This is a genomic window from Streptomyces sp. NPDC045022 (assembly GCF_056432605.1).
Genome location: NZ_JBWKIR010000002.1, coordinates 499,218 through 523,724 on the forward strand (window position 1 = coordinate 499,218; position 24,507 = coordinate 523,724).

Here is a 24,507-nt window from a genome sequence, read left to right on the forward strand (position 1 = left end):
TGCAAAGCGTGCGGGGCCCCGGCGAAGTTCCCGCGGGACGTACGCCCACAGCGGATCGCAAAGCCCGCGCCAGGCGTGCGGCGGGGCGCGAGCGAGCGCGTCCCGCGGTGCCGGTCGGAGCCGGGGGGACCGGGTCGCGGCACGGGTTGTCGGTGCCTCGGTCCACAATGGTCCGCGTCAGATCCTCACAGCTTCAGCAAGGAGCCAGGCAGCGATGGCCCGCCGCAGCACGAAGACCCCGCCGCCCGACGATTCGTTCGAGGAGAGGATCCTCGACATCGACGTCGTGGACGAGATGCGTGGCTCCTACCTCGAGTACGCCTACTCGGTCATCTACTCGCGCGCACTGCCGGACGCCCGTGACGGCCTCAAGCCGGTGCACCGCCGGATCGTCTACCAGATGAACGAGATGGGCCTGCGCCCCGAGCGCGGCTATGTGAAGTGCGCGCGGGTCGTCGGCGAGGTCATGGGCAAGCTGCACCCGCACGGCGACGCGTCGATCTACGACGCCCTGGTGCGCATGGCGCAGCCCTTCTCCATGCGCGTGCCCCTGGTCGACGGCCATGGCAACTTCGGCTCGCTGGGCAACGACGACCCGCCGGCCGCCATGCGGTACACCGAGTGCCGGATGGCCGAGGCGACGAGCCTGATGACCGAGTCGATCGACGAGGACACGGTCGACTTCGCACCCAACTACGACGGCCAGGAGCAGGAGCCGGTCGCGCTGCCGGCCGCCTTCCCGAACCTGCTGGTCAACGGCGCCTCGGGCATCGCGGTCGGCATGGCGACCAACATGGCTCCGCACAATCTGCGCGAGGTCATCGCCGCCGCCCGCCACCTGATCAAGTACCCGAACGCCGACCTGGACGCGCTGATGAAGCACGTCCCGGGCCCGGACCTGCCCACCGGCGGCCGGATCGTCGGCCTGGACGGCATCCGGGACGCGTACGCGACCGGCCGCGGCACCTTCAAGATGCGCGCGACGGTGTCGGTGGAGGCCGTGACCGCCCGCCGCAAGGGCCTGGTGGTGACGGAACTGCCGTTCACGGTCGGCCCCGAGAAGGTCATCGCGAAGATCAAGGACCTGGTCAACGCGAAGCGGATCCAGGGCATCGCCGACGTCAAGGACCTCACCGACCGCGCGCACGGTCTGCGCCTGGTCATCGAGATCAAGAACGGTTTCGTGCCCGAGGCGGTCCTGGAGCAGTTGTACAAGCTGACGCCGATGGAGGAGTCCTTCGGCATCAACAACGTGGCTCTGGTCGACGGCCAGCCGCTCACCCTGGGCCTGAAGGAGCTGCTGGAGGTCTACCTCGACCACCGCTTCGACGTGGTCCGCCGCCGCAGCGAGTTCCGCCGCGGCAAGAAGCGCGACCGGCTGCACCTGGTCGACGGTCTGCTGACCGCGCTGGTCGACATCGACGAGGTCATCCGGCTGATCCGGTCCAGTGAGAACTCCGCGCAGGCCAAGGAGCGCCTGATCGAGCGCTTCTCGCTGAGCGAGGTGCAGACGCAGTACATCCTCGACACGCCGCTGCGCCGGCTCACCAAGTACGACCGCATCGAGCTGGAGGCGGAGAAGGACAAGCTCACCGCGGAGATCGAGGAGCTGACCCGGATCCTGGACTCGGACGCGGAGCTGCGCAAGCTGGTCTCGGCCGAACTGGCCGCGGTCGCCAAGAAGTTCGGCACCGACCGGCGTACGGTCCTGCTGGAGTCCGCGGGTGCCGCGGTGGCCGCCGTGCCGCTGCAGGTGGCCGACGACCCGTGCCGGGTGCTGCTGTCCTCGACGGGTCTGCTGGCCCGTACGGCGACCGACGAGCCGTTCCCGGATGCGGCCGACGCGAAGCGCGTCAAGCACGATGTGATCGTCTCGGCGGTCCCGGCGACCGCGCGCGGCGAGATCGGCGCGGTGACCTCGGCGGGCCGCCTGCTGCGGATCAACGTGGTCGACCTGCCGCAGCTGCCCGAGCCGGCGGGCGCGCCGAACCTCTCCGGAGGGGCGCCGCTGGCGGAGTTCGTCTCCCTGGAGGACGACGAGACGGTGGTCTGCCTGACCACTCTGGACGAGTCGTCCCCGGGCCTGGCGCTCGGCACGGAGCAGGGTGTCGTCAAGCGTGTGGTGCCCGACTACCCGTCCAACAAGGACGAGTTGGAGGTCATCACGCTCAAGGACGGTGACCGGATCGTCGGCGCGGTGGAGCTGCGCACCGGCGAGGAGGACCTGGTGTTCATCACGGACGACGCGCAGCTGCTGCGTTTCCAGGCCTCGATCGTCCGCCCGCAGGGCCGCCCGGCGGGTGGTATGGCGGGCATCAAGCTCGCCGAGGGCGCGAAGGTCATCTCCTTCACGGCGGTCGACCCGGCCGCCGACGCGGTGGTGTTCACGGTGGCGGGCTCGCGCGGCACACTGGACGACTCCGTGCAGACGACGGCCAAGGTGACGCCGTTCGACCAGTACCCGCGCAAGGGCCGGGCCACCGGTGGTGTGCGCTGCCAGCGGTTCCTGAAGGGCGAGGACTGCCTGTCGCTGGGCTGGGCGGGCCCGACTCCCGCGCGCGCGGCGCAGAAGAACGGCACCCCGGTGGGGCTGCCGGAGATGGACCCGCGCCGGGACGGCTCGGGCACCTCGCTGCCCAAGACGGTGTCGGTGGTCGCGGGGCCGGTGTTCTAGGCCTCGTACGCCTCGGGATCGGGCTCCTCCTCGGAGCCCGGTACGTAGCGCAGGACGCCCCACATGCCGTGTTCGTCGGCGTGTGGGGCGTCGTTCTTGCAGGCCTCCAGCTCCTTGCCGAGGGCGTCCGGCTCGATGCCGGAGCCGATCAGCACCAGCTGGGTGAGACGGGCGTCGGCGGGCGCCCAGGGCTGTGGGTAGAAGCGCAGGAACCGGCCGACAGCATGCACGGCGTAGCGGTTGATCCTGTCGTACGGCCCGAAGTCCACATACCCCTTGATCCGGTACAGCCCTTCCGGGCGGCCGTCCAGGAACCGCATCAGCCGACGGGGCTCCACCGGCACGCCGGAGGTGAAGGACAGGCTGTCGTAGCCCGTGTGCAGGTGGCCGCTGTGGCCTCCGTGGTCGCCGTGGTCGCCGTCGGTGTGGTCGTGCAGGTCGTCGAAGGACAGCTGCCCGATGCGCTCCTCGCCGGGCCTGCAGTCGAAGAGGATCTCGGGGTCGATCCGTCCGTAGGTGGCGGGGACGACGGCGGCGCGGTCGGTGAGCGAGCGGACGAGGCCGAGGACGCGGTCGGCGTCCGGGGCACGGTCGAGCTTGTTGACCACGACCAGGTCGGCCAGGGCGAGGTGCCGGTCGATCTCGGGGTGCCGCGCGCGCGTGTCGTCGAACTCGGCGGCGTCGACGATCTCGACGAGACCGCCGTAGACGATGCCGGGGTGCTCGCTGGCGAGCACCATCCGCACGAGCTCCTGCGGCTCGGCGAGCCCACTAGCCTCGATGACGATCACGTCGATGCCGGCGCCGGGCGCGGCGAGCCGGTCCAGGTAGACGTCCAGTTCGCTCGCGTCGACGGCGCAGCACAGACAGCCGTTGCCGAGCGAGACGGTCGAGTCGCCGAGAGCGCCGGCCACGGCCATGGCGTCGATCTCGATGGCCCCGAAGTCGTTGACGATCGCCCCGATACGGCTGCCCCCGCTGCGGTGCAGCAGGTGGTTGAGGAGCGTGGTCTTCCCCGAGCCCAGGAAACCGGCGAGTACGACCACCGGGATCTGCTGCGGACTGCGGCCGTTGCCCAGGCTGTTCCCCAACGGGTGAACCTCTCTCCCACGGAAGCGCACACCGGCTCGCGGCCCGGCGCACGGACGACTTCTGACTGCGCGCCCAGGATACGAGCGGGGGCAATCGCGGCGAAGTGAACGGTGCCAGCACGCCCCGCGGACGCGGTCGGACATTGGTGCTGGAACGTGCGGCCCCCGCTTTCTTCCGTGCGCCTCCTCTCCGCCCGCCTGCTCGCCGATCAGAGCCGCCCATTCGGGGGAGACGGCCGGCGCCGCCCCGGTCGGGAGCGTGATCACAAGGAAATCGCTCGCTCGGGGGCATGCCGCCGTCGCCACGGGTCCCGCCGTCCCCACGACGGAGTACTTCCTCCCGTCGGCGGACTGACCGCGCCGCTCGCGGTTCGATGATCCACCGCGCCCTCGTCACCCGGCAGCGGGCACGGGGACCGGCGGCTCGGGTCCGACGTAGCGGGCCACCGGCCGGATGATCTTCGGGTCGGCCGCCTGCTCCAGGACGTTGGCGCTCCAGCCCACCATTCGCGCGGCCGCGAAGGTGGCAGTGAACATCTCGCGGGGCAGACCGCACAGTTCCATGACGACACCGGCGTAGAACTCGACATTCGTGTGAAGTTCGCGGCCGGGCTTCAGCTCGGCGAGGATCGCCTCGACCCGGCGCTCGACCTCCACCGCGAAGTCCACACGCGGGCCGCCGAAGGACAGGGCTGTCTCCCTCAGCATCCGCGAACGGGGGTCCTCGGTGCGGTAGATGGCATGCCCGAAGCCCATGATCCGGTCACCGGCGAGCACCCGCTCCCGGATCCAGGGGTCGATCCGGTCCGGCGTGCCGATCGCGTCCAGCGTGTCCAGGGCCCGGCTGGGCGCACCTCCGTGCAGCGGTCCGGACAGCGCACCGAGCGCACCGGTGAGGCAGGCCGCGACGTCGGCACCGGTGGACGCGATGACCCGCGCGGTGAAGGTTGACGCGTTGAATCCGTGATCAATGGTTGATATCAGGTATTGCTCGACCGCACGCACCCGGCGCGGTTCGGGTTCCGAACCGGTCAACATGTACAGGTAGTTGGCCGCGTACGAGAGGTCCTCGCGCGGCTCGACCGGGTCGAGGCCCTGCCCGAGCCGGTACAGCGCGGTGAGGAGCGTGGGTACGACCGCGCAGACGGCCACCGTGTCGGCGCGGCGCCGGTCGGCGTCGATGTCGAACACCGGCCGGAGTCCCTGAGCCGCGCCCAGCAGCGACAGGGCCGTGCGCAGGCCGGCCGGCGGACCGGAGACACGGCTCGCCGCGGCGATCGCCGGCAGCGCCGCGCGCACTTCGCCGGGCGGCCGCCGCAGCGCCGCGGTCTCGGCGGCGAAGGCGGCGCGGCGCCCGGCGTCCGGGAGCTGCCCGTGAACCAGGAGGTGCCAGACGTCCTCGAAGCCGCGGGTCTGCGCGAGTTCGACGGCCGAGTACTGGCCGTAGTGGTAGAAGCCCTCCTGCCCCCGGACGTCGCCGATCCGGGTCTCGGTGACGACGACGCCCGCGAGACCACGCGGTGCGTCGATGAGTGGGGCGGCGGTCCTGTCGATGGCCATGGCTCTCCTTACTGGACTTGATTCAACTGTCCATGCTTGACTGATTTCCTGTCAACATTGATCCAATCAATGCACAGTCATCAAGGTGTGCAGAGGCGGCTACGGTGACCTCCATGCGCGATCACGACCCCGTTCCCAGCCGTCATGGGGGGCGGCTCACCACCAAGGAGACCGCCGAGATGCTCGGCGTGAAGCCCGAGACGGTGTACGCGTACGTCAGTCGCGGCCTGCTCAGCAGCAGACGCGAGCCCGGCGGCCGCGCCAGTACCTTCGAGGCCAAGGAGGTGGAGGCACTCGCCCGTCGCAACCGGCGCGAGGCGGCCGGGAGTCCGGGCTCCGGGAGCGATCTCTCGGTCCGGACGCGCATCACGCTGATCGAGAGGGACCGGTACTTCTTCCGCGGCGTGGACGCCGTCGAACTGGCCACCCGGCACTCCTACGAGGAGGTCGCGGAGTGGCTGTGGACGGGCCGGCTGACCCCGGGCATCACCTTCTCCGCGCCCGGGACCACCGTCGAGGTCGCCCGCCGCGCGGTGGACGCGCTGTCCGAGCACGCCTCCCCCGCCGACCGGCTGCGGGTTGCGGCGATCGCCGCGGCGGCCGAGGATCCGCTGCGCTTCGACCTCTCCGAAGAGGCCGTGCTGAACACCGCGCGCCTCCTCATCCCCACGCTCGTCGCGGCGCTGCCGCCGGTCCTGCACGGTCACAGGGACGACGGCCCGCTGGCCCACCGCCTGTGGGGCCGGCTGACCGGACACCCCGCCGACGAGGCGTCCCTGCGCGTCCTGGACACCGTGCTGGCCCTGCTCGCCGACCACGATCTGGCCGCCTCCACCCTCGCGGTCCGGGTCGCCGCCTCGGCACGCGCGCACGCCTACGCGGCCGTCTCGGCCGGTCTGGGCGTCCTGGAGGGCCCACTGCACGGCGCCGCGAGCGGCCTCGCCCACCGGATGCTGCTCGACGTGCTCGACCAGGGCACGGCGGTCCCGGTGATCGCCGACGAACTGCGCGCGGGCCGCCGTATCCCCGGTCTCGGCCACCGGCTCTACCCGGGTGAGGACCCCCGCGCGCGCGTCCTCTTCGGCCTCCTGGAACAGGTCCCGCGCGCGGAGCCCGCGCTGCTGGCGGCCCGCGACATCGTCGCCACGACCGCCCGGCACACGCCCCTGCACGCCAACGTCGACCTGGCCCTGGCGGTGTTCACCGCCTCCTGCGGCATGCCGGCCACGGCCGGTGAGACGATCTTCGCCATCGCCCGGACGGCGGGCTGGATCGCGCACGCCCTGGAGGAGTACGGCGAGCGCCCGCTGCGTATGCGGCCCAGTGGTCAGTACGTCGGTCCGCGGCCGCCACAGCCCCTGCCGGAGTAGGACACGGGCACGGCCGGAAGTCGCCCTGGGAGGAGTCAGGTTAGGCTCACCTCTGTGAGTAGGTGCGCGACCGTCTCCCGGAACCTCGACGAGCCCGTTTCCGGCACGGCTGCCACGGCGACGACCTGGCTGCTGCTGGAACAGCCCGGCCCGTGGGGTGACAAGGCCCTCACGTCGAGCCACCTGGACCCCGCGCTGGGCCGGGCCCTGGAGGCCGCCGCGGAGGGAACCGGCGTCCGCATCGCGCTCATCCGGCGCCCCGGACGCCATGCCGACCCCGGCACACCCGAGATCCGGCACGTGTACGTCGCCCACACCGTTCCGGGGCGCGTATGGCTGCACAGCGCCACCACCCGCGATCCACGGCGGCTGCTCGAGCTCGACTTCGCCGCTCTCGGGTCGGGTGACCACCGGTCCTTCGGCACGGCACTCGGCGGCCGCCCGCACCGCGGCGACCCACTCGCGCTCGTGTGCACCAACGGCAAGCGCGACCGCTGCTGTGCCCTCCTGGGCCGCCCCCTCGCCGCGGAGCTGGCCGCCTCGGGAGCGCGTGGTGTCTGGGAGGTCACCCATCTGGGTGGACATCGCTTCTCGCCGACGGTGCTCGTCCTGCCGTACGGCTACGTCTACGGCCGCGCCGAGGCGCGCACCGTCGAGGAGGCCCTGCGCGGCGTCCAGGAGGGGCGCGTGGTCGTCGAGGGGTGCCGCGGCTGCTCCGCCTGGGAACGGCCCGGCCAGGCGGCCGAGCTGGCCGTCCGGTCCGCCGCGGGCGAGTACCGGGCGGGCGTGCTGAGTGTCCTGCGGACCGACGGCGCGGCCCCGCGCCGGGAGGTCACCGTCGGCCACGCCGACGGCCGCCGCTGGCGGGTCACCGTGACGCAGGGGGCGTCGCTGCCGCCCCGCCCGGAGAGCTGCGGCGCGGCGGTGCTGGGGGCGCCCGCGCGGATGGACGTGGTCGCGGTGCGCGAGCTGCGGCCGACGGCTCTGGCGAGCTGACGGGGCTCCCTCGCCGAGGTCGTCAGGACGAGCCGCCGCTCATTCAAGAACTGGTCAAGAGATGCACGCCACACCCCCTGGGGCGCGTCGGTCCCGGACACGTACCGTCGTGGGTATGAGCCCCACTCCCCCCGCCCGGCGTCTGCGCCTCGGTCTGCCGCGGCGGGTGTTCTCCCAGGTGCTGCTGATGCAGGTGGCGATCGCCGCGGGAGTCGCGGTGCTCGCGACCGGGCTGTTCCTGGCGCCGCTGAGCAAGCAGCTGGACCAGGAGGCGATGCGGCGCGCGCTGGCCATCGCCGAGACCACCGCCCAGGACCCGCAGATCGCCGAGGGGGTCCGCACCACCCCGCCGACCCCCGACGGTCCGGTGCAGCAGGAGGCCGAGCGGATCCGGCGGGCCACCCGCGCCGAGTACATCGTGGTGCTGGACCGGGACTGGGTGCGCTGGTCGCACCCCACGGCCTCGGAGATCGGCCGGCGGGTCTCGACCAGCCCCCGCGACGCCCTGGCCGGCCGGGAGGTCATGGAGATCGACAAGGGCACCCTGGGCCGCTCGGCACGCGGCAAGGTACCGCTGTACGACGACGGCCACCGCATCGTCGGGGCGGTTTCGGTCGGCATCGCCTACGACAGCGTGCGGGCGCGGCTGATCAGTGCGATCCCGGGGCTGTTCGCGTACGCCGGGGGCGCCCTCGCGGTGGGCGCGCTCGCCGCGTGGCTGATATCGCGCCGGGTCCAGCGACAGACCCGGGACCTGGCCTTCTCCGACATCTCGGCGCTGCTCGCCGAGCGCGAGGCCATGCTGCACGGCATCCGGGAGGGTGTGGTCGCCCTCGACCGCGGCGGCCGCATCCGGCTGCTCAACGACGAGGCGCGACGGCTGCTCGGCATCGGCGACGAGGCGGTCGGGCGGGCCCCCGACGAGGCACTCGGCGAGGGCCGTACGACGGATGTGCTGGCCGGCCGGGTCACCGGCACCGATCTGCTCACCGTGCGTGGCCAGCGCGTCCTGGTCGCCAACCGCATGCCCACCGACGACGGCGGCGCCGTGGCCACCTTGCGCGACCGCACCGAACTGGAGCAGCTGGGGCGGGAACTCGATTCCACGCGCGGGCTGATCGACGCGCTGCGCGCCCAGGACCATGAGCACGCCAACCGGATGCACACGCTGCTCGGACTGCTGGAACTGGAGATGTACGACGACGCGGTGGAGTTCGTCGGCGAGGTGGTCGGCGACCACCGGGTCACCGCCGAGCAGGTCACGGAGAAGATCCAGGATCCGCTGCTGGCCGCGCTGCTGGTCGGCAAGGCGACCGTGGCGGCCGAGCGCGGGGTCGCCCTGTGGGTGTCGGAGGGGACGCGGCTCCCGGACCGGCTGATCGATCCGCGGGGTCTGGTCACGGTCGTCGGCAACCTCGTGGACAACGCCCTTGACGCGGTCGCGGGCACCCCCCACGCGCGCGTGGAGGTCGAGTCGCGCACCGAGGGCCGCACGGTCGTCCTCAGGGTCCGCGACACCGGCCCCGGGGTTCCGGCGGACCAGCGTGAGCTGATCTTCACGGAGGGGTGGTCGACCAAGAAGCCGCCCGCGCACGGCAAGCGCGGCATCGGGCTGTCCCTGGTGCGCCGGCTCGCGGAGCGGCAGGGCGGTAGCGCGTCCGTGGGCGCGGCGGACGGCGGCGGGGCGGAGTTCACGGTGATCCTGCCCGAGGCGCTGACCGAGCCGGAGCTGGAACCGGCCCGCACCGGGTCCGCGGAGCCCGGTACGGCTCCTGCGAACGTCCCGGCCACCGCCGAGGAGGAGGCGCGATGATCGAGGTCCTGGTCGTGGACGACGACGCCCGGGTGGCCCGGGTCAACGCCGCCTACGTCGAGAAGGTGCCCGGGTTCCGTGTGGCCGGGGAGGCGCACAACGCGGCGGAGGCGCTGCGTCAGGTGGAGGCGCTGCCGCAGCTCGATCTGGTGCTCATGGACCACTATCTGCCCGATGACACGGGGCTGGCGGTGGTACGGGAGATGCGCCGGCGCGGCCACCAGACAGACGTGATCATGGTGACGGCGGCGCGGGACGTGTCGACCGTCCAGGCCGCCATGCGGCACGGGGCGCTGCAGTACCTGGTGAAACCGTTCGCCTTCGCCGGTCTGCGGGCCAAGCTGCAGGCGTACGCCGGACTGCGGCGCACCCTGGACGGCGGTGGCGAGGCCGAACAGGCGCAGGTGGACCGCATCTTCGGCGCCCTGTCCGCCCCGTCGGAGCCGGAGCTGCCGAAGGGGCACTCCCCCACCACGGCCGAGCTGGTGCGCCAGGCACTGATGAACGCCGAAGGCCCGCTGTCCGCCCAGGAGATCGCCGAGCGGACGGGAGTGAGCCGGCAGACCGCCCAGCGCTATCTGAAGCTCCTGGAGCGCACCGGACGGGCCCGGCTGACCCTCAAGTACGGCGACGCGGGCCGCCCCGAACACCGTTACGTGTGGGCGACCCGCGCCTGAGCGCACTCGTGCCTTACTTGGCGGCCTTGACGAACTCCGTCGTGTACGTCTTGCTCAGGTCGACCTTCGCGTTATTGATGTTGGGGTTGAACGACTTGAGCACCTTCTCGACGGTCTCGGGGCCGCCCTGGGGCATCACGCCGTCGTCGGTGAACATCGGCAGCGTGCTCTTGATGGCCTGCGCGTAGAGCGTCTTGTCGCCCTGGGAGTAGTCGGCGGGCATCTTGGCGGCGATCTCGTCGGCGCTGTGGGTGGACATCCACTTGAGCGTCTTGACGAATGCGTTGACCAACTTCTGGACGGTGTCCTTGTGTCCGTTCACCCAGTCCGTCTGCATGTACAGACTTGACGACGGGTACGGGCCGCCCAGCGCCTCCTGCGAACCTTCGGGGGTGCGCATGTCGAGGAGGATCTTGCCCGCCTTCTTGTCCAGGAGCGTCGCGACGGTCGGATCGGTGGTCATGCCGCCGTCGATCGCGCCCTTCTGGAGCGCCGCGATGAACGTCGGGCCGGCCCCGACCGCGACCGGCGTGAACTCGCTGACCTTCACGCCGTTCTTGACCGCCAGGTACTTGGTGAGGAAGTCGGTCGAGGAGCCGAGCCCGGTGACGCCCAGCTTGCGGCCCTTGAAGTCCTTGGGGGAAGTGAGGTCACCCGCCGCCTTGTCGGACACGACCTCCACCTCGCCCGGCGCGTGCGAGAACTGCACCACGGACTCGACCGACTTGCCCTTCACCTGGAGGTCCAGGGTGTGGTCGTAGAAGCCGACCGCTCCCTGCACCTGGCCGGAGACGAGCGCCGTCTCGGCCTGGACTCCGGCGGGCTCGCTGAGGAGTTGCACATTCAGACCCTCTGCCCGGAAGTAGCCGAGGCGCTGGGTGAGCATCGCGGGCAGGTAGATGACCTTGTCCAGCCCGCCGACCATGATCTTGACGGACTCGCCCTTGCCGCCGCTGCCGGTGTCGGCGGCCGAGCCGGCCGCGTCGTTGGCGCAGGCGGTGAGCGAGGTGAGGGCGAGCAGTCCGGCGGCGGCCAGGGAGGCATGTCTGGCGGTCTTGCGCATGGCGGTTCACGTCCTTGTGAGAGGGCGGTGCGGAACAGAAGCGGGGGGGTGCGGTGGGTTCAGCTGTCGGAGCCGGTCGGCTTCCAGCGGAAGATGCGGCGCTCGGCGAAGGTCAGCAGTCCTTCGGCGAAGAGGGCGACGACCGCGAGGATGACCATCGCGGCGTAGACGCCGGCCGCGTTGAAGGTGTTCTGCGACTGCGAGACGAGCAGGCCGATGCCCTTCGTGGCACCGATGTACTCGCCGACGATGGCGCCGATGAGCGCGAAGCCGAAGCTGACGTGCAGGCTGGTGAAGATCCAGGAGGTGGCCGACGGGATGACCACCTGGAGGGTCACCCTGCGGTCGCCGGCGCCCAGGATGCGGGCATTGGCGACCAGGTTGCGGTCGACCTCGCGGGCGCCCTGGAAGGCGTTGAAGAACACCGGGAAGAAGACGAGCACGACGGCGGAGGCGACCTTCGAGGAGGGCCCGAGCCCGAACCAGATCAGGAAGATGGGCGCCAGGACGATCCTGGGGATCGAGTTGAGCACCTTGATGTATGGACCAAGCACCTCGGCGAGCAATCTGATCCGCCCGAGCGCGATACCGAGCAGCACACCGGCGACCACACCGATGACCCAGCCGAGCAGCGCCTCGTACAGCGTGTACCAGATCTGTTCACCCAGGGAGCCGAGCGCGGTGCCGTGCATCACCCAGGTCCGGATCTGATCCCAGATCTCCGACGGCATCGAGAAGTTGAACGGGTCGATGACCTTGGCCCGGGACAGCCCCTCCCACAGGCCGAGGACGGCCACCAGGAGCAGTACTCGAGCGACGGTCACGAACACCTTGCGCCGGCGAGCCGCCTGGGCGCGGGTCTGCGCGCGATCGGGGGCCTTGGCGGTGTCGACGACCGGCGTGCTGAGAACCTCAGGCGACATGGGCGGCACCTCTCTCACGGGTGATGCGGACCTCTTCGCCGAGGGACTGCCAGATCTCGCGGTAGATCTCGATGAACCGCGGCTCCAGGCGCACCGACTCGACCTTGCGCGGCCGGGGCAGGTCGATGTCGAAGACCTGCTTCACGGTCGCGGGTCCGGCGGTCATCACGACGACCCTGTCGGCCAGCGCGATGGACTCCTCCAGGTCGTGGGTGACGAAGACGACGGAGGCGCCCGTGCCCTCCCACAGCTCCAGCAGCTCGTCCGACATCAGCGCCCGGGTCTGCACGTCGAGCGCCGAGAACGGCTCGTCCATCAGCAGGATCTCGGGGTCGTTGACGAAGGTGGCGGCGAGGGCGACGCGCTTGCGCTGACCGCCGGAGAGCTGGTGCGGATAACGGTCCTCGAAGGCGGCGAGCCCCACCCGGGCCAGCCAGTCGCGGGCCCTCTGCTTGGCCTCCGCCTTGGGCACGCCCCGGAAGCGCGGGCCGGCCATGACGTTCGACAGAACCGTCCGCCAGGGGAACGTCGCGTCCTGCTGGAAGACGAAGCCGACCTTGTCGCCGACGCCGTCGACCGGCTCTCCGGCCACCAGCACCTCACCCTCGGTGGGCTCCTCCAGACCGCTGACCAGGGTCAGGGTGGTGGACTTGCCGCAGCCGGTCGGTCCTACGACGGCTACGAACTCGCCGCGCTCCACGGTGAGGTCCAGGCCGCGCACGGCCGTGTGCAGTCCCCCGGACGGGGTCCTGAAGATCTTGCTCGCGCCCCGCAGCTCGATGGCGGGGCTGGTGTGTGCGCTCATGGCCCGGGACGGTAGGTGTGGCTCCGGCCACAGCAGCAGTCTTGTGAGCACAAGCCGTACTTTTGCTCGCAAGGGCCTGTTGTGCTCATTTTGCGCGCGCTACAACTGCGGAGCCGAAACACGGGCTTAACGCTCGCCGGCCTTGAAGGAGAGGCCTGATGATTGACGTCCTGGTGGTGGACGACGACTTCCGCGTCGCCGAGATAAACGCCAAGTACGTGGGAAAGGTTCCCGGCTTCCGGGTGGCCGCCCGCGCGCACAGCGCCGCCCAGGCCCTGGCCGCCGTCGAACGCGGCGGCATCGATCTGGTCCTGCTCGACCACTATCTGCCGGACGGGACCGGCCTCGAACTCGTCCACCGCATGCGGGAACACGGCCACGGCACGGACGTCATCATGATCACCGCCGCCGGTGATGTGACGACCGTCCAGCAGGCGATGCGCCTCGGCGCCCTGCACTACCTGGTCAAACCGTTCACCTTCAGCGCCCTGCGCCTCCGCCTCGACTCCTACGCCGCCCTGCGTCGCACGGTCGACCGGGTGGGCGGCCGGGGCCTGACGGGCCAGGAGCAGGTGGACCGGATCTTCGGAGCGCTGCGGACGGCCCCCGCGCCGTCCGCGCCCGGCCTGCCGAGCGGCCACTCGGAGCCCACGACCGATCTGATCTGCGGTGTCCTGCACCGCGCCGACCATCCGCTGTCGGCCCATGAGGTCGCCGCCCGGACCGGCCTGAGCCGCTCCACGGCCCAGCGCTACCTCCGCCACCTGGAACAGGTGGGCCGCCTCCGGCTCTCCCTCAAGTACGGCGACACGGGCCGCCCGGAGCACCGGTACGCCTGGGTCGCGCCCTGAGCGCTCCGCCGATGTCCTGTTACGCGGCTCCGGCCCCGGTCAGCGACCGCACCTCGGTCTCGGCGTACTTGGCCTCGTCCGCGACCTCGTCCGAGGTGACCGTGCCCAGCCAGCCGGCGAGGAAGCCGAGCGGAATGGACACGATGCCCGGGTTCTGCAGCGGGAAGTACTGGAAGTCGACATCCGGGAACAGCGAGCCCGGGCTGCCGGACACCACCGGGGACAGCAGCACGAGCCCGAGCGCCGGGACCAGCCCGCCGTACACGGCCCACACCGCACCGCGTGTGGTGAAGCCGGACCAGAACAGCGAGTAGAGCAGCACCGGCAGGTTCGCCGACGCGGCGACCGCGAAGGCGAGACCGACGAGGAAGGCGACGTTCAGATCACGGGCCAGCAGACCGAGCGCCATCGCGACGACACCGATACCGACCGCCGCGCACCGCGCCACCGCCACCTCGCTGCGCGCCTTGCCGCGCGACCGCCGCCGCGACGCGTACAGGTCGTGGGCCACCGAGGCGGAGGAGGCGAGCGTGATACCGGCGACCACGGCGAGGATCGTGGCGAAGGCGACGGCGGCGACGACCGCGAACAGAACCGTTCCACCGGTGGACCCGGCACCGCCGCCCAGATCGAGGGCGAGCAGCGGCACGGCCGTGTTCCCGGCCGCGTTCGAACCGCGCACGGCATCCGACCCCACGAGGGCGGCCGCCCCGAACCCCACGACGATGGTCATCAGGTAGAAACCGCCGATCAGGCCGATGGACCACACCGTGGAGCGACGGGCGGCCCGGGCTGTGGGCACCGTGTAGAAGCGGGACAGGATGTGTGGCAGTCCCGCCGTGCCCAGCACCAGCGCGAGCCCGAGGCTGATGAAGTCGAGGCGGGCGGTCCAGTCCCCGCCGTATCTGAGGCCCGGCGCCAGGAACGCGTTCCCGTGACCGCTGTGCTCCGCGGCCGTCGTCAGCAGCCGGTCGAAGTCCCCGTGGAAGCGGACCAGGACGAGCACGGTCAGCGCGATCGTCCCGCTGAGCAACAGGACCGCCTTCACGATCTGGATCCAGGTGGTGGCCCGCATCCCTCCCAGCGACACATAGATCACCATGAGCGCGCCGACCCCGATGACCGTCCAGGCCTGGGCCGCGCCGCTCGTCCGCCCCAACAGCAGCGCCACCAGGCTGCCCGCGCCGACCATCTGCGCCACCAGATACAGAACGGACACCGTGACCGAGGAAGTTCCCGCGGCGATCCGCACCGGCCGCTCGCTCATCCGCGCCGCCACCACGTCGGCCAGCGTGAACCGCCCGCAGTTGCGGACCAGTTCGGCCACCAGGAACAACACGACCAGCCACGCCACGAGGAAGCCCACCACATACAGCATCCCGTCGTACCCATACAGCGCGATGAGTCCCGCGACTCCGAGGAAGGAGGCCGCCGACAGGTAGTCGCCCGCGATGGCAAAACCATTCTCCATCGGGGAGAACAACCGCCCGCCCGCGTAGAACTCCTCCGCCGAACCATGCCGCCTGCGGCTCACCCAGGTCGTGATCCCGAGGGTGACGGCCACGAACCCGCTGAACAGCAACAACGCCAGAGTCTGATGGCCGATCGTCACGAGGTACCTCCCTGCGCGCCGCGGGTCAGTTCCTGGGTGTCCCAGCGCAGTTCCAGCGCGGCCCGGTCCCGGCACCGTCGAGCATGCCGGGAGTAGGCCCAGGTGAGCAGGAACGTGCTGAGGAACTGCCCGAGCCCGGCGAACATGCCCACGTTCACCGCACCCACTACGGGCCGCGCCATGAATCCGGGCGCGGCCGTAGCCATGACCACGTATCCCACGTACCAGACGAGGAAGGCGATGACTCCGGGCACCACGAACCGCCGGTACCTGCTGCGCACCTCCTGGAAGGCCGCGCTGCGTTGCACCTCGACGTACACGTCGCGGGCGCGAACCGCTGCTTGCGTCCGCTCCCCGCGCGCGGACGGCACGGCCGGCGCCGGCCTGCCCGTGCCGTCCAGTTCGCCCCAGCCGGAGGCCGGCGCGTCGTACCAGGGGTCCTCGTACGTCACGTCGCGGGCGGGCGCATCCTGGTCTTCCTGATGCTCGGGAGAACTCTCGGGACTGTCCCCGGATCCACGAGACCGACCGTTGCTTGACTGCATGCCCAAGGATGGACAGATCGGGAAGTTCCCTGACTCTTCTTCCCCCCGTACTTCACCCCATCAGGTGAGTCACCTGACGGGCGGCCGCACCAGTCCCTTGCTGTACGCGTAACGCACCGCCTGCGCCCGATCCTTGAGGCCTGTCTTGGCGAAGAGGTTGTTGATGTGTGTTTTCACGGTCGCGGTGGAGACATGCAGCGTGCGAGCGATCTCATGGTTGCTGAGGCCTTCGGCGATGAGCACCAGGACCTCGGTCTCGCGCGCGGTCAGCCCGTCGGGCGCCTGGGCCGCCGCCGGTTCGGGCGCGGGCTCGGGCCGCGAGAGCCGCTCCAGCAGGCGGCGCTGGACGCTCGGCGACAGCCCCGCGTCCCCCGACAGCACGCTCTCCACGGCCCGCACGATCTCGTCGCCGCCCGCGTCCTTGGTCAGGTAACCGCGGGCACCGGCTCTGAGCGCGGGGAACAACGACTCGTCGTCCGCGTACGTGGTGAGCACCACGACCTGGGTCCCGGGGTACTGCGTCCGGATCCGCCGGGTGGCCTCCACTCCGTCGCAGCGCGGCATCCTGAGGTCCATCAGGACGACGTCCGGGGCGAGTTCTCCGACCAGCCGCACTGCCTCCTCGCCGTCTCCCGCGGCACCGACGACCTCCACCCCGGGCAGCAGACCCAGCAGCATCACGATGCCCTCCCGGACCACGGTCTGATCGTCCGCGACCACTACCCGGGCAGGCTTCTTCTCCCCCTTCGTCTCCGTCATACCGGCACCTTCAGCGTCACCACGAACCCCTCCTCGTCCGGTCCCGCGTCGAGCGAACCGCCCAGCAGTTCGGCGCGCTCCCGCATACCGAGCAGACCGTACCCGCCTCCGGACCCCGTGAGTTCGCCCGGCCGACCACCCGAGTCCCGTACACGCAGCGTCACTTGGTGCCCGCGGTAGTCGAGTCGCAGGTCCACCTTGGCGCCTTGGGCGTGCTTGCGGACGTTCGTCAGCGCCTCCTGCGCGACCCGGCGCACGGCCTGGGACGCCTCGGCCGGCAGGGGCCTGCGCTCACCCGTGACGGTGACCTCCGCGTCGTCCGCCCCGCTGACGAGCTCGGTCAGGAAGTCCTCCAGCGGCGTCAGCTCGCCCCGCAGCGCGGACAGGGCCTGCCGGGTCTCCGCGAGGCCGTCACGGGCCATGCCCCGGGCGGCCACCACCCGCTCCAGGATCCGATCGCGGTCGGCGCCGTTCTCGATCAGCAGCCGGGCCGCCTCCAGGTGCACGAGCTGCGCCGAGAGGCTGTGGGCCAGCACATCGTGGATCTCCCGTGCGATGCGTGCCCGCTCGGTCAACGCCGCGGACTCGGCCTCGGCGGCCCGAGCGGCCCGCTCCTGGGCGAGCAGCCGCTGTGCGCTGCCGCGGGCTTCCGCGTCCAGGCGCAGGACGTATCCGGCGAGTGCCATGCCCGCCACGGTGACGGCCTTGGTCAGCAACACGTCGGTGTCGAACGCGCAGTACGAGGCCAGCGCCACCGCCGCCACCGGGCCGGCCGCCATGAGCGGCAGTCTTTCCAGCGCGCTGATCGCACCACCACAGAAGATCACGAGAGCCGGCACTCCGAACCCCGTGGCCTGGCCGGCGACCGCGAGGCACAGGAGCATGCCCATGAGCAGCAGGGAGGGTACGAGCCGGTGCTCGTAGGTCGTCCGGAAGAAGGCCCAGCAGACGAGACCGGCGACGAGGACTCCCGCTGCCGCCGCTAGCCCTCCCCAGATCCCGACGTGCTGGTGGCTGAACGCGCCCCACAGGAGCACGGCGAGCACCAGCAGCCGGACAGTCCAGGCGAGCAGGCGCCGGGGCCGGGTGGTTCCCTCACGGCCGAGGGCTTCCCGGGACGGCCAGCGTGTCCAGGCGTTCTCGGTCACACGCGCTCCTTCCACGCCGGCGTCGTGCCGTCACCGTACGCCGGGGCGAGACGGTTCGAGTCGCCGAGGGGCTGTGCCCGCCAGACCAGGATCCCGCCGCGGACCAGCAGGGTGCCGGCGAGGCCGAGCATCAGGGCGGCGCTGTCCTGGTGCACGCCGAGGGCGGAGCCGATGGCGAAGACACCGACCCGCAGAGCTATGCCTCCGGCCCATACGGCGACGCTCGCCTTGGTGCTCTTGGTCCACACGGCGCCGTCCGGAGCCGTCCAGACGCGGGTGGTCCAGGCCCAGCCGGCACCGGTGGCCAGGCCCGTCAGCAGTTCCACCACCAGCAGTACGGCGGATGCCGCGCGGTGGTGGGGGTCGAGTACGCCGGGCTCACGCAGCGCGACGACGGCGAGGATCACGGGCAGCAGCCACCAGCGCCGCTCCGTGTCGATCGCGCGGGCGCGGAACTGCCGCACGATCACGACAGCGATGACGGCCACGATCATGAGCGCGTTGACGAGCCCGGACATCGGAGCCTCCGTGAGCGAGAAGGTGGTGCCGGAAGCGAGCGCTGCCGACGCCTTCGACGCTACGGAAATTCGCGGGTCGGGAGATCGGAGCCCGGGTGGATCACGGGTGGAAACGTTGAGCGGCCCTCCTCCACCCGGGGGTGGAGGAGGGCCAGGGATCCAACGCTGCGGGCCCCGGTCGGGACCCCACGGGCAACGACGGACGCGCCACTCACCGTCAGTCACTACGCCGCCCGACCGCCGTTCCCGACCGTCGCCAGGACGTCACCAGGGCGGGCACCGCCGACAGCTCGGCCCGCGCCCGCCCCAGCCCACCGCCTGGAGCGCCGCGGGCCGGACCGCCCTCCAGCGGTCCGGCCGGCGCAGCCCAGCGGCTACGCGTCGATGCGCGAGCGGTCCAGTGTCGCCGCCGAGCTGGAGATGAACTCCTTGCGGGGTGCCACGTCGTTGCCCATGAGCAGGTCGAAGACCTGTTCGGCGGCTTCCAGGTCGGCGAGATTGATGCGGCGCAGCGTGCGGTGGCGCGGGTCCATCGTGGTCTCGGCCAGCTGGTCGGCGTCCATCTCGCCCAGGCCCTTGTAGCGCTGGATGGAGTCCTTGTACCGGATGCCCTCGCTCTGGAACTCCATCAGCTTGTCGCGCAGCTCACGGTCGGAGTACGTGTATACGTACTTGTCCTGACCCTTCTTCGGCTGGACGATCTCGATGCGGTGCAGCGGCGGCACCGCGGCGAAGACGCGGCCGGCCTCGACCATGGGCCGCATGTAGCGCTGGAAGAGCGTGAGCAGCAGGCAGCGGATGTGGGACCCGTCCACATCGGCGTCGGTCATCATGATGATCTTGCCATAGCGAGCCTGCTCGATGTCGAACGTACGACCGGAGCCCGCCCCTATGACCTGGATGATCGCGCCGCATTCGGCGTTCTTGAGCATGTCGGTCACGGACGACCGCTGCACGTTGAGGATCTTGCCGCGGATCGGCAGCAGCGCCTGGAACTCGGAGTTGCGCGCCAGCTTGGCCGTACCGAGCGCGGAGTCACCCTCGACGATGAACAGCTCGCTGCGGTCGACGTCGTCGCTGCGGCAGTCGGCGAGCTTGGCCGGCAGGGACGAGGACTCCAGTGCGGTCTTCCGCCGCTGGGCGTCCTTGTGCTGGCGGGCCGCGACACGGGTACGAGCGGCTGCGACCACCTTCTCCATGACGACTCGCGCCTGAGCGGCCGCGTCACGCTTGGTGGCGGTCAGGAACGCCTTCAGCTCCTTGGTGACCACCTGGTTCACGATCCGGCGGGCCGCCGAGGTGCCGAGGACCTCCTTGGTCTGCCCCTCGAACTGCGGTTCGGCCAGGCGCACGGTGACGACGGCGGTGAGGCCCTCGAGGCCGTCGTCCTTGACGATGTTGTCCTCGGCCACACGCAAGAGCTTCTTGGCGCGCAGGACATCGTTCAGGGTCTGGGTGAGAGCCTGCTCGAAGCCGGCTACATGGGTGCCGCCCTTGGGGGTGGCGATGATGTTGACGAAGGACCTGACCGTGGTGTCGTAACCCGTGCCCCAGCGCAGCGCGATGTCGACGCCAAGCTCGCGGGTGACCTCCTTGGGCGTCATCTGGCCGTGCTCGTCCAGGACCGGGACGGTCTCCTTGAAGGAGCCCTGCCCGGAGAAGCGGAGGACGTCGCAGACCGGCTTGTCGTTCGCCAGGTACTCGCAGAACTCGCTGATGCCGCCGTCGTAGCGGAACGACTCCTCACCCTTGCTGCCGCCCTCGCCGAGACCGAGCTCGTCACGGACGACGATGGTCAGGCCGGGTACCAGGAAGGCGGTCTGGCGGGCGCGCTGGTGGAGGTTCTCCAGGGAGAGCTTGGCGTCCTTGAGGAAGATCTGCCGGTCGGCCCAGTAGCGCACGCGCGTGCCGCTGCGGGTCTTGGGGATCTTCTTGGTCTTGCGCATGCCGCTCTTGGCTTCGAAGGTGGCGTCCTCGCCGCTGCCCGCGAAGGCGCCCGGCACTCCGCGCCGGAAGCTGATGGCGTGCACATGACCACCCCGGTCGACCTCGACGTCGAGACGGGCGGAGAGGGCGTTGACCACGGAGGCACCGACGCCGTGCAGACCACCGGAGGCGGCGTAGGAGCCACCGCCGAACTTGCCGCCCGCGTGGAGCTTGGTCATGACGACCTCGACGCCGGACAGGCCGGTCTTGGGCTCCACGTCCACGGGGATGCCGCGGCCGTTGTCGCGCACCTCCACGGAGCCGTCGTCGTGGAGGATCACTTCGATGTGGTCGCAGTAGCCGCCGAGGGCCTCGTCCACGGAGTTGTCGATGATCTCCCACAGGCAATGCATCAGACCGCGGCTGTCGGTCGAGCCGATGTACATGCCCGGGCGCTTGCGTACGGCCTCGAGGCCCTCGAGGACGAGCAGGTGCCGCGCGGTGTAGTTGGAACCGTCCCGGTCTGCTCCTGCCAGCAGCGCTGTGGACGGCACGGACGTATCGGCGGTCACGCGGTTCGCTCCTCGCTGAATTTCAGGTAGCCCCCTACTGGGTAAGGGGGCGGCTTCGGTCGCCGCACAGAGGGTACCGAGGCCTGGTAGAGCCGGTGTAACGCCACCCTCGTCCGAAACACAGACTAGTCCAGGCTCGTATGCTTGTTCGATCCCTCGATGGAGTGAAGTACACATCACGTTCCCTTCGAGGCATGAACCATTTAGGCTCCGGGCACGTCCTCATGAACAACCGGCAAGCCAGCCGGGAGGACCAAGACACTAGACAGCGCGAAACCGTAAGCACACCAGACACGCACTACGGCACATTCGCCGCCAACCGGCAGCAGACAGCCGCCCCGGAAAGATTTTTTCGAGGAAAAGCCACGAGCGGGAACGTTTTCGGGCTGGTTGGATGTTGACCCTGGTACGACAGCTCGTCGAGCTAGAGAAGAGGCGACGTGACTACTGTTCTGACCCCCGCGAGCCCGTTGACGGCCGCCGATCGCTGCGACCGCTGCGGCGCCCAGGCATACCTGCGCGTCGTCCTGCTCAGCGGCGGAGAGCTGCTCTTCTGTGCCCACCACGGGCGCAAGTTCGAGCCGGAACTCAAGAAGATCGCCGCTGAAATACAGGACGAGACGGAGCGGCTCACCGTTCCGAACACCGCTTCCGAAGAAGAGCGCTGAATCTCGCACACACGACGAGCCAGCCCCGGCACAGGCCGGCGAACGGGCGACCACTCCTCTTCCAGGAGCGGCCGCCCGTGCTCATGCCCGCGTCCAGGCCCTCAGGAGCCCCTGTAAGGCCTCGCCGAGCCCCCTGCGCCCCGCCTCAGCGCCCGGACGACCTCGGAGACGCGTGTGTAGACACCGGGGCTTCCCGGCCGCCCGCAGCCGCTCCCCCACGACACGAGCCCGATCAGCCGCCCGTCGGCCACCAACGGGCCGCCACTGTCGCCCTGACAGGCGTCCGGGCCCCCGGCGGGCTCGCCGGCACAGAGCATGGTGTCGGCCCGGTAGGTGCCGTCCGGTCCGCCCGAATAGGCACGGGCGCAGAGATCATCGGGCAGCACACGCAGGCGTGCCGCGTGGAGCCGACGCGCGTAGCCGCCTCCGCCGGTCGTGTCGCCCCATCCTGAGACCACGGCCCCGGTACCCGGGGTGTAGGCGTGGTCGCCCGCGCCGGCCATGGCGATGACCGCCTTCTGCGGCAGCGCCTCGGCGAGAGTGAGAACGGCGAAGTCGCCGGAGTTGGTCGTGCTGTCGTACCCGGGATTGACCCGGGCATACCGTACGGCGACCTCGTCGCCCTGCTCCGACAGCAGGTCCGTACGGCCCGCGACAACCTTGAGATCGCCCAACCGGTTCGGCGGGGCGCCAAGGACCTCTTCGCCCAGGCAGTGGGCCGCGGTGAGCACCACGGTCGGCGCGATCGCCACACCGCCGCAGAACTGACCCGCCCGCGTACCTCCGAACCGGTCACGGCTGGCCAGCGCCACCGTCCACGGAGCCTGCGAAACGTCTATCGGGAACCCCCCGACCACGACGCTGTCGGCGGCCGCCGGGGCCGCGCGCGCCAAGGGTATGGCGGACAGCGTGGCCGCCAGGACCAGCGGCCGGATCAGTGCCCGGGCAACGGAACGGCGCATGCAGGCTCCTCACTCTGGGGTCCTCCTGGGACACCCACAGTCAGGCAGGGCGCCGACGCTCGCAGCACGAAGGCCCGGCCCCCGCGAGGGGACCGGGCCTTCGCCGTCGTACGACCGCGACCTAGTCGAGGTAGTCGCGCAGCACCTGCGAACGCGACGGGTGGCGCAGCTTCGACATGGTCTTGGACTCGATCTGGCGGATGCGCTCGCGCGTCACGCCGTACACCTTGCCGATCTCGTCGAGGGTCTTCGGCTGACCGTCGGTGAGACCGAACCGCATGGAGACGACGCCGGCCTCGCGCTCGGACAGGGTGTCCAGAACGGAGTGCAGCTGCTCCTGCAGGAGCGTGAAGCTGACGGCGTCGGCGGGCACGACGGCCTCGGAGTCCTCGATGAGGTCACCGAACTCGCTGTCGCCGTCCTCGCCCAGCGGGGTGTGCAGCGAGATGGGCTCACGGCCGTACTTCTGGACCTCGATGACCTTCTCCGGGGTCATGTCGAGTTCCTTGGCCAGCTCCTCCGGGGTGGGCTCACGGCCCAGGTCCTGGAGCATCTGGCGCTGCACGCGCGCGAGCTTGTTGATGACCTCGACCATGTGCACCGGGATACGGATGGTGCGGGCCTGGTCGGCCATGGCTCGGGTGATCGCCTGGCGGATCCACCAGGTGGCGTACGTGGAGAACTTGTAGCCCTTGGTGTAGTCGAACTTCTCCACCGCGCGGATCAGACCGAGGTTGCCCTCCTGAATGAGGTCCAGGAAGAGCATGCCGCGGCCGGTGTAGCGCTTGGCCAGCGAGACCACCAGGCGGAGGTTGGCCTCCAGCAGGTGGTTCTTGGCCCGGCGGCCGTCCTCGGCGATGATCTCCAGCTCGCGCTTGAGCTTCGGGGCGAGCTTGTCGGCGTTGGCCAGCTTGTCCTCGGCGAACAGACCCGCCTCGATGCGCTTGGCCAGCTCCACTTCCTGCTCGGCGTTGAGCAGGGGGACCTTGCCGATCTGCTTCAGGTAGTCCTTGACCGGGTCGGCGGTGGCGCCGGCCGCGGCGACCTGCTGGGCGGGAGCGTCGTCCTCGTCCTCGTCGGACAGGACGAAGCCCGCGCTCTCGGCGCCCTCGGGCTCCTCGGCGACCTTGGTGTCCTCGAGGACTTCTTCCTCGATCAGCTCGACGTCGTCCTTCTTGCCCGCGGTCTTCTTGGCGGCCGTCTTCTTGGCCACCGTCTTCTTCGCGGCCGCCTTCTTGGCGGTCGTCTTCTTGGCTGCGGCCTTCTTGGCGGTTGCCGCTTCCTCGGCGGACTCGGCCTCGGCCGGGGCGGCGGGCGCCGCGGGGGCGGCCGTGGCGGCGGTGGCGTTCCTGGTGGTCACCGTCTTGGCCGCGACCGTCTTGGTGGCGGTGCGCTTCGCCGGACTCTTCGCTGCGACGCTCTTGCGGGTGCGCTTGGGCTCTGCGGCACTGACCATCAGCGTCACACCCTCTTCCTCAAGAATCTGGTTGAGGCTGCGCAGTACGTTCTTCCACTGAGTGGCCGGGATCTGGTCAGCTTCGAAGGCCCGACGCACATCGTCGCCGGCGATCTGCCCCTCAGCCTTTCCCCGCTCAATGAGCGCCATGACAGAGACGGACTCGGCAATCTCCGGCGGGAGCGTACGGGATGTGCTGGCCGACACGAACAACCTCTCGGAACGTTGGAAAACGGCTTCCGGCACCGTCCACTGCGGACGGGAGCCGGCCACCGGCCTGAAGATGGGCCGACGGCGCGGGCGGGGCCGGGAAGATGCACAGCGCCTGTCATGGCGTCCGTATTCCCTCCGCGGCTGTCACCTCTTAGGTCATCGCGCTGTTCCCGCGAGCGTTACGCCCAATCTGCGTGGCCCGAGTCACACCCCGTAAGCGTTCAAAAACGGCCAGACAGGGGCAGAGGAGTTCACCAGCACGTCACACTCGGCCCCGATCAGCAGCATGACGGGCCGCCGCCCGC

20 protein-coding genes are annotated in these 24,507 nt (G+C 70.5%); 7 read left to right on the forward strand and 13 right to left on the reverse strand.

The window, feature by feature from the left end; translation table 11 throughout:
- Positions 1-214 precede the first annotated feature (214 nt).
- Positions 215-2,674, forward strand: a complete 2,460-nt coding sequence (locus AC07C1_RS05510) for a DNA gyrase/topoisomerase IV subunit A (protein ID WP_478937068.1) — start codon at positions 215-217, stop codon at positions 2,672-2,674.
- Here the strand turns inward: AC07C1_RS05510 and AC07C1_RS05515 are convergent.
- The gene (locus AC07C1_RS05515) at positions 2,671-3,765 is read right to left on the reverse strand and encodes a CobW family GTP-binding protein (RefSeq protein WP_478937069.1); all 1,095 of its coding nucleotides are present in this window, start codon (positions 3,763-3,765) and stop codon (positions 2,671-2,673) included. The genes AC07C1_RS05510 and AC07C1_RS05515 overlap by 4 nt on opposite strands.
- Before the next feature lie 393 nt (positions 3,766-4,158).
- A complete protein-coding gene (locus AC07C1_RS05520) occupies positions 4,159-5,325 on the reverse strand; it encodes a citrate synthase (RefSeq protein WP_478937070.1) in 1,167 nt (388 codons plus the stop codon).
- A 113-nt stretch (positions 5,326-5,438) separates the two neighbouring features.
- Here AC07C1_RS05520 and AC07C1_RS05525 point away from each other — a divergent pair, with 113 nt between their 5' ends.
- The 4 genes from AC07C1_RS05525 (at position 5,439) to AC07C1_RS05540 (ending at position 10,181) form a co-directional block, all read left to right on the forward strand.
- Positions 5,439-6,695 (forward strand): citrate synthase, encoded by a 1,257-nt coding sequence (locus tag AC07C1_RS05525; RefSeq protein ID WP_478937071.1) that lies wholly within the window; start codon positions 5,439-5,441, stop codon positions 6,693-6,695.
- A gap of 54 nt (positions 6,696-6,749) precedes the next feature.
- Positions 6,750-7,691: a sucrase ferredoxin gene (locus AC07C1_RS05530; protein ID WP_478937072.1), complete on the forward strand. Its 942-nt coding sequence runs from the start codon at positions 6,750-6,752 to the stop codon at positions 7,689-7,691.
- 115 nt (positions 7,692-7,806) lie between these two features.
- Positions 7,807-9,504, forward strand: a complete 1,698-nt coding sequence (locus AC07C1_RS05535; RefSeq protein ID WP_478937073.1) for a sensor histidine kinase — start codon at positions 7,807-7,809, stop codon at positions 9,502-9,504.
- Positions 9,501-10,181, forward strand: coding sequence for a response regulator (locus AC07C1_RS05540; RefSeq protein WP_478937074.1), 681 nt, complete (start codon positions 9,501-9,503; stop codon positions 10,179-10,181). The genes AC07C1_RS05535 and AC07C1_RS05540 overlap by 4 nt, the downstream gene beginning before the upstream one ends.
- A 13-nt stretch (positions 10,182-10,194) precedes the next feature.
- Here the strand turns inward: AC07C1_RS05540 and AC07C1_RS05545 are convergent, their stop codons facing one another.
- The 3 genes from AC07C1_RS05545 to AC07C1_RS05555 are packed head-to-tail and all read right to left on the reverse strand — an operon-like array spanning position 10,195 to position 12,972.
- Positions 10,195-11,244 (reverse strand): ABC transporter substrate-binding protein, encoded by a 1,050-nt coding sequence (locus AC07C1_RS05545; protein ID WP_478937075.1) that lies wholly within the window; start codon positions 11,242-11,244, stop codon positions 10,195-10,197.
- Positions 11,245-11,303: 59 nt separating this feature from the next.
- Positions 11,304-12,167 (reverse strand): ABC transporter permease, encoded by an 864-nt coding sequence (locus tag AC07C1_RS05550; protein WP_478937076.1) that lies wholly within the window; start codon positions 12,165-12,167, stop codon positions 11,304-11,306.
- On the reverse strand, positions 12,157-12,972 hold the full coding sequence (locus AC07C1_RS05555; protein ID WP_478937077.1) for an ABC transporter ATP-binding protein: 816 nt from the start codon (positions 12,970-12,972) through the stop codon (positions 12,157-12,159). The genes AC07C1_RS05550 and AC07C1_RS05555 overlap by 11 nt, the downstream gene beginning before the upstream one ends.
- 158 nt (positions 12,973-13,130) lie before the next feature.
- On the opposite strand from AC07C1_RS05555, the gene AC07C1_RS05560 reads away from it, so the two are divergent.
- Positions 13,131-13,823: a response regulator gene (locus AC07C1_RS05560; protein WP_478937078.1), complete on the forward strand. Its 693-nt coding sequence runs from the start codon at positions 13,131-13,133 to the stop codon at positions 13,821-13,823.
- 19 nt (positions 13,824-13,842) lie between these two features.
- On the opposite strand, the gene AC07C1_RS05565 is transcribed toward AC07C1_RS05560, so the two are convergent.
- From AC07C1_RS05565 to AC07C1_RS05590, 6 genes are all read right to left on the reverse strand, one after another.
- Positions 13,843-15,435: a solute symporter family protein gene (locus AC07C1_RS05565; RefSeq protein ID WP_478937079.1), complete on the reverse strand. Its 1,593-nt coding sequence runs from the start codon at positions 15,433-15,435 to the stop codon at positions 13,843-13,845.
- Positions 15,432-15,887: a DUF485 domain-containing protein gene (locus AC07C1_RS05570; RefSeq protein ID WP_478937081.1), complete on the reverse strand. Its 456-nt coding sequence runs from the start codon at positions 15,885-15,887 to the stop codon at positions 15,432-15,434. Before AC07C1_RS05570 ends, AC07C1_RS05565 begins: the two co-directional genes overlap by 4 nt.
- Before the next feature lie 162 nt (positions 15,888-16,049).
- Positions 16,050-16,739, reverse strand: coding sequence for a response regulator transcription factor (locus AC07C1_RS05575; RefSeq protein ID WP_478937082.1), 690 nt, complete (start codon positions 16,737-16,739; stop codon positions 16,050-16,052).
- Positions 16,736-17,887 (reverse strand): sensor histidine kinase, encoded by a 1,152-nt coding sequence (locus AC07C1_RS05580; protein ID WP_478937084.1) that lies wholly within the window; start codon positions 17,885-17,887, stop codon positions 16,736-16,738. The genes AC07C1_RS05575 and AC07C1_RS05580 overlap by 4 nt, the downstream gene beginning before the upstream one ends.
- The gene (locus AC07C1_RS05585) at positions 17,884-18,405 is read right to left on the reverse strand and encodes a DUF1453 domain-containing protein (RefSeq protein ID WP_478937085.1); all 522 of its coding nucleotides are present in this window, start codon (positions 18,403-18,405) and stop codon (positions 17,884-17,886) included. The genes AC07C1_RS05580 and AC07C1_RS05585 overlap by 4 nt, the downstream gene beginning before the upstream one ends.
- Before the next feature lie 374 nt (positions 18,406-18,779).
- Entirely contained in the window at positions 18,780-20,903 is a 2,124-nt protein-coding gene (locus tag AC07C1_RS05590) for a DNA gyrase/topoisomerase IV subunit B (protein ID WP_478937086.1), read from the reverse strand.
- Between the two features lie 440 nt (positions 20,904-21,343).
- On the opposite strand from AC07C1_RS05590, the gene AC07C1_RS05595 reads away from it, so the two are divergent.
- Positions 21,344-21,571, forward strand: coding sequence for a DUF7455 domain-containing protein (locus tag AC07C1_RS05595; protein WP_478937087.1), 228 nt, complete (start codon positions 21,344-21,346; stop codon positions 21,569-21,571).
- Between the two features lie 101 nt (positions 21,572-21,672).
- Here the strand turns inward: AC07C1_RS05595 and AC07C1_RS05600 are convergent, their stop codons facing one another.
- Positions 21,673-22,533, reverse strand: a complete 861-nt coding sequence (locus tag AC07C1_RS05600; RefSeq protein ID WP_478937088.1) for a serine protease — start codon at positions 22,531-22,533, stop codon at positions 21,673-21,675.
- A gap of 121 nt (positions 22,534-22,654) precedes the next feature.
- Positions 22,655-24,196, reverse strand: coding sequence for an RNA polymerase sigma factor (locus AC07C1_RS05605; RefSeq protein WP_478937089.1), 1,542 nt, complete (start codon positions 24,194-24,196; stop codon positions 22,655-22,657).
- Between the last annotated feature and the right edge of the window lie 311 nt (positions 24,197-24,507).

What these genes read in the sequence shown, in the direction of transcription:
- AC07C1_RS05510 (WP_478937068.1), top strand. Translation starts at nt 215, where the DNA reads ATGGCCCGCCGCAGCACGAAGACCCCGCCGCCCGACGATTCGTTCGAG.
- AC07C1_RS05520 (WP_478937070.1), bottom strand. Translation starts at nt 5,325, where the DNA reads ATGGCCATCGACAGGACCGCCGCCCCACTCATCGACGCACCGCGTGGT.
- AC07C1_RS05525 (WP_478937071.1), top strand. Translation starts at nt 5,439, where the DNA reads ATGCGCGATCACGACCCCGTTCCCAGCCGTCATGGGGGGCGGCTCACC.
- AC07C1_RS05535 (WP_478937073.1), top strand. Translation starts at nt 7,807, where the DNA reads ATGAGCCCCACTCCCCCCGCCCGGCGTCTGCGCCTCGGTCTGCCGCGG.
- AC07C1_RS05540 (WP_478937074.1), top strand. Translation starts at nt 9,501, where the DNA reads ATGATCGAGGTCCTGGTCGTGGACGACGACGCCCGGGTGGCCCGGGTC.
- AC07C1_RS05545 (WP_478937075.1), bottom strand. Translation starts at nt 11,244, where the DNA reads ATGCGCAAGACCGCCAGACATGCCTCCCTGGCCGCCGCCGGACTGCTC.
- AC07C1_RS05550 (WP_478937076.1), bottom strand. Translation starts at nt 12,167, where the DNA reads ATGTCGCCTGAGGTTCTCAGCACGCCGGTCGTCGACACCGCCAAGGCC.
- AC07C1_RS05555 (WP_478937077.1), bottom strand. Translation starts at nt 12,972, where the DNA reads ATGAGCGCACACACCAGCCCCGCCATCGAGCTGCGGGGCGCGAGCAAG.
- AC07C1_RS05560 (WP_478937078.1), top strand. Translation starts at nt 13,131, where the DNA reads ATGATTGACGTCCTGGTGGTGGACGACGACTTCCGCGTCGCCGAGATA.
- AC07C1_RS05575 (WP_478937082.1), bottom strand. Translation starts at nt 16,739, where the DNA reads ATGACGGAGACGAAGGGGGAGAAGAAGCCTGCCCGGGTAGTGGTCGCG.
- AC07C1_RS05585 (WP_478937085.1), bottom strand. Translation starts at nt 18,405, where the DNA reads ATGTCCGGGCTCGTCAACGCGCTCATGATCGTGGCCGTCATCGCTGTC.
- AC07C1_RS05600 (WP_478937088.1), bottom strand. Translation starts at nt 22,533, where the DNA reads ATGCGCCGTTCCGTTGCCCGGGCACTGATCCGGCCGCTGGTCCTGGCG.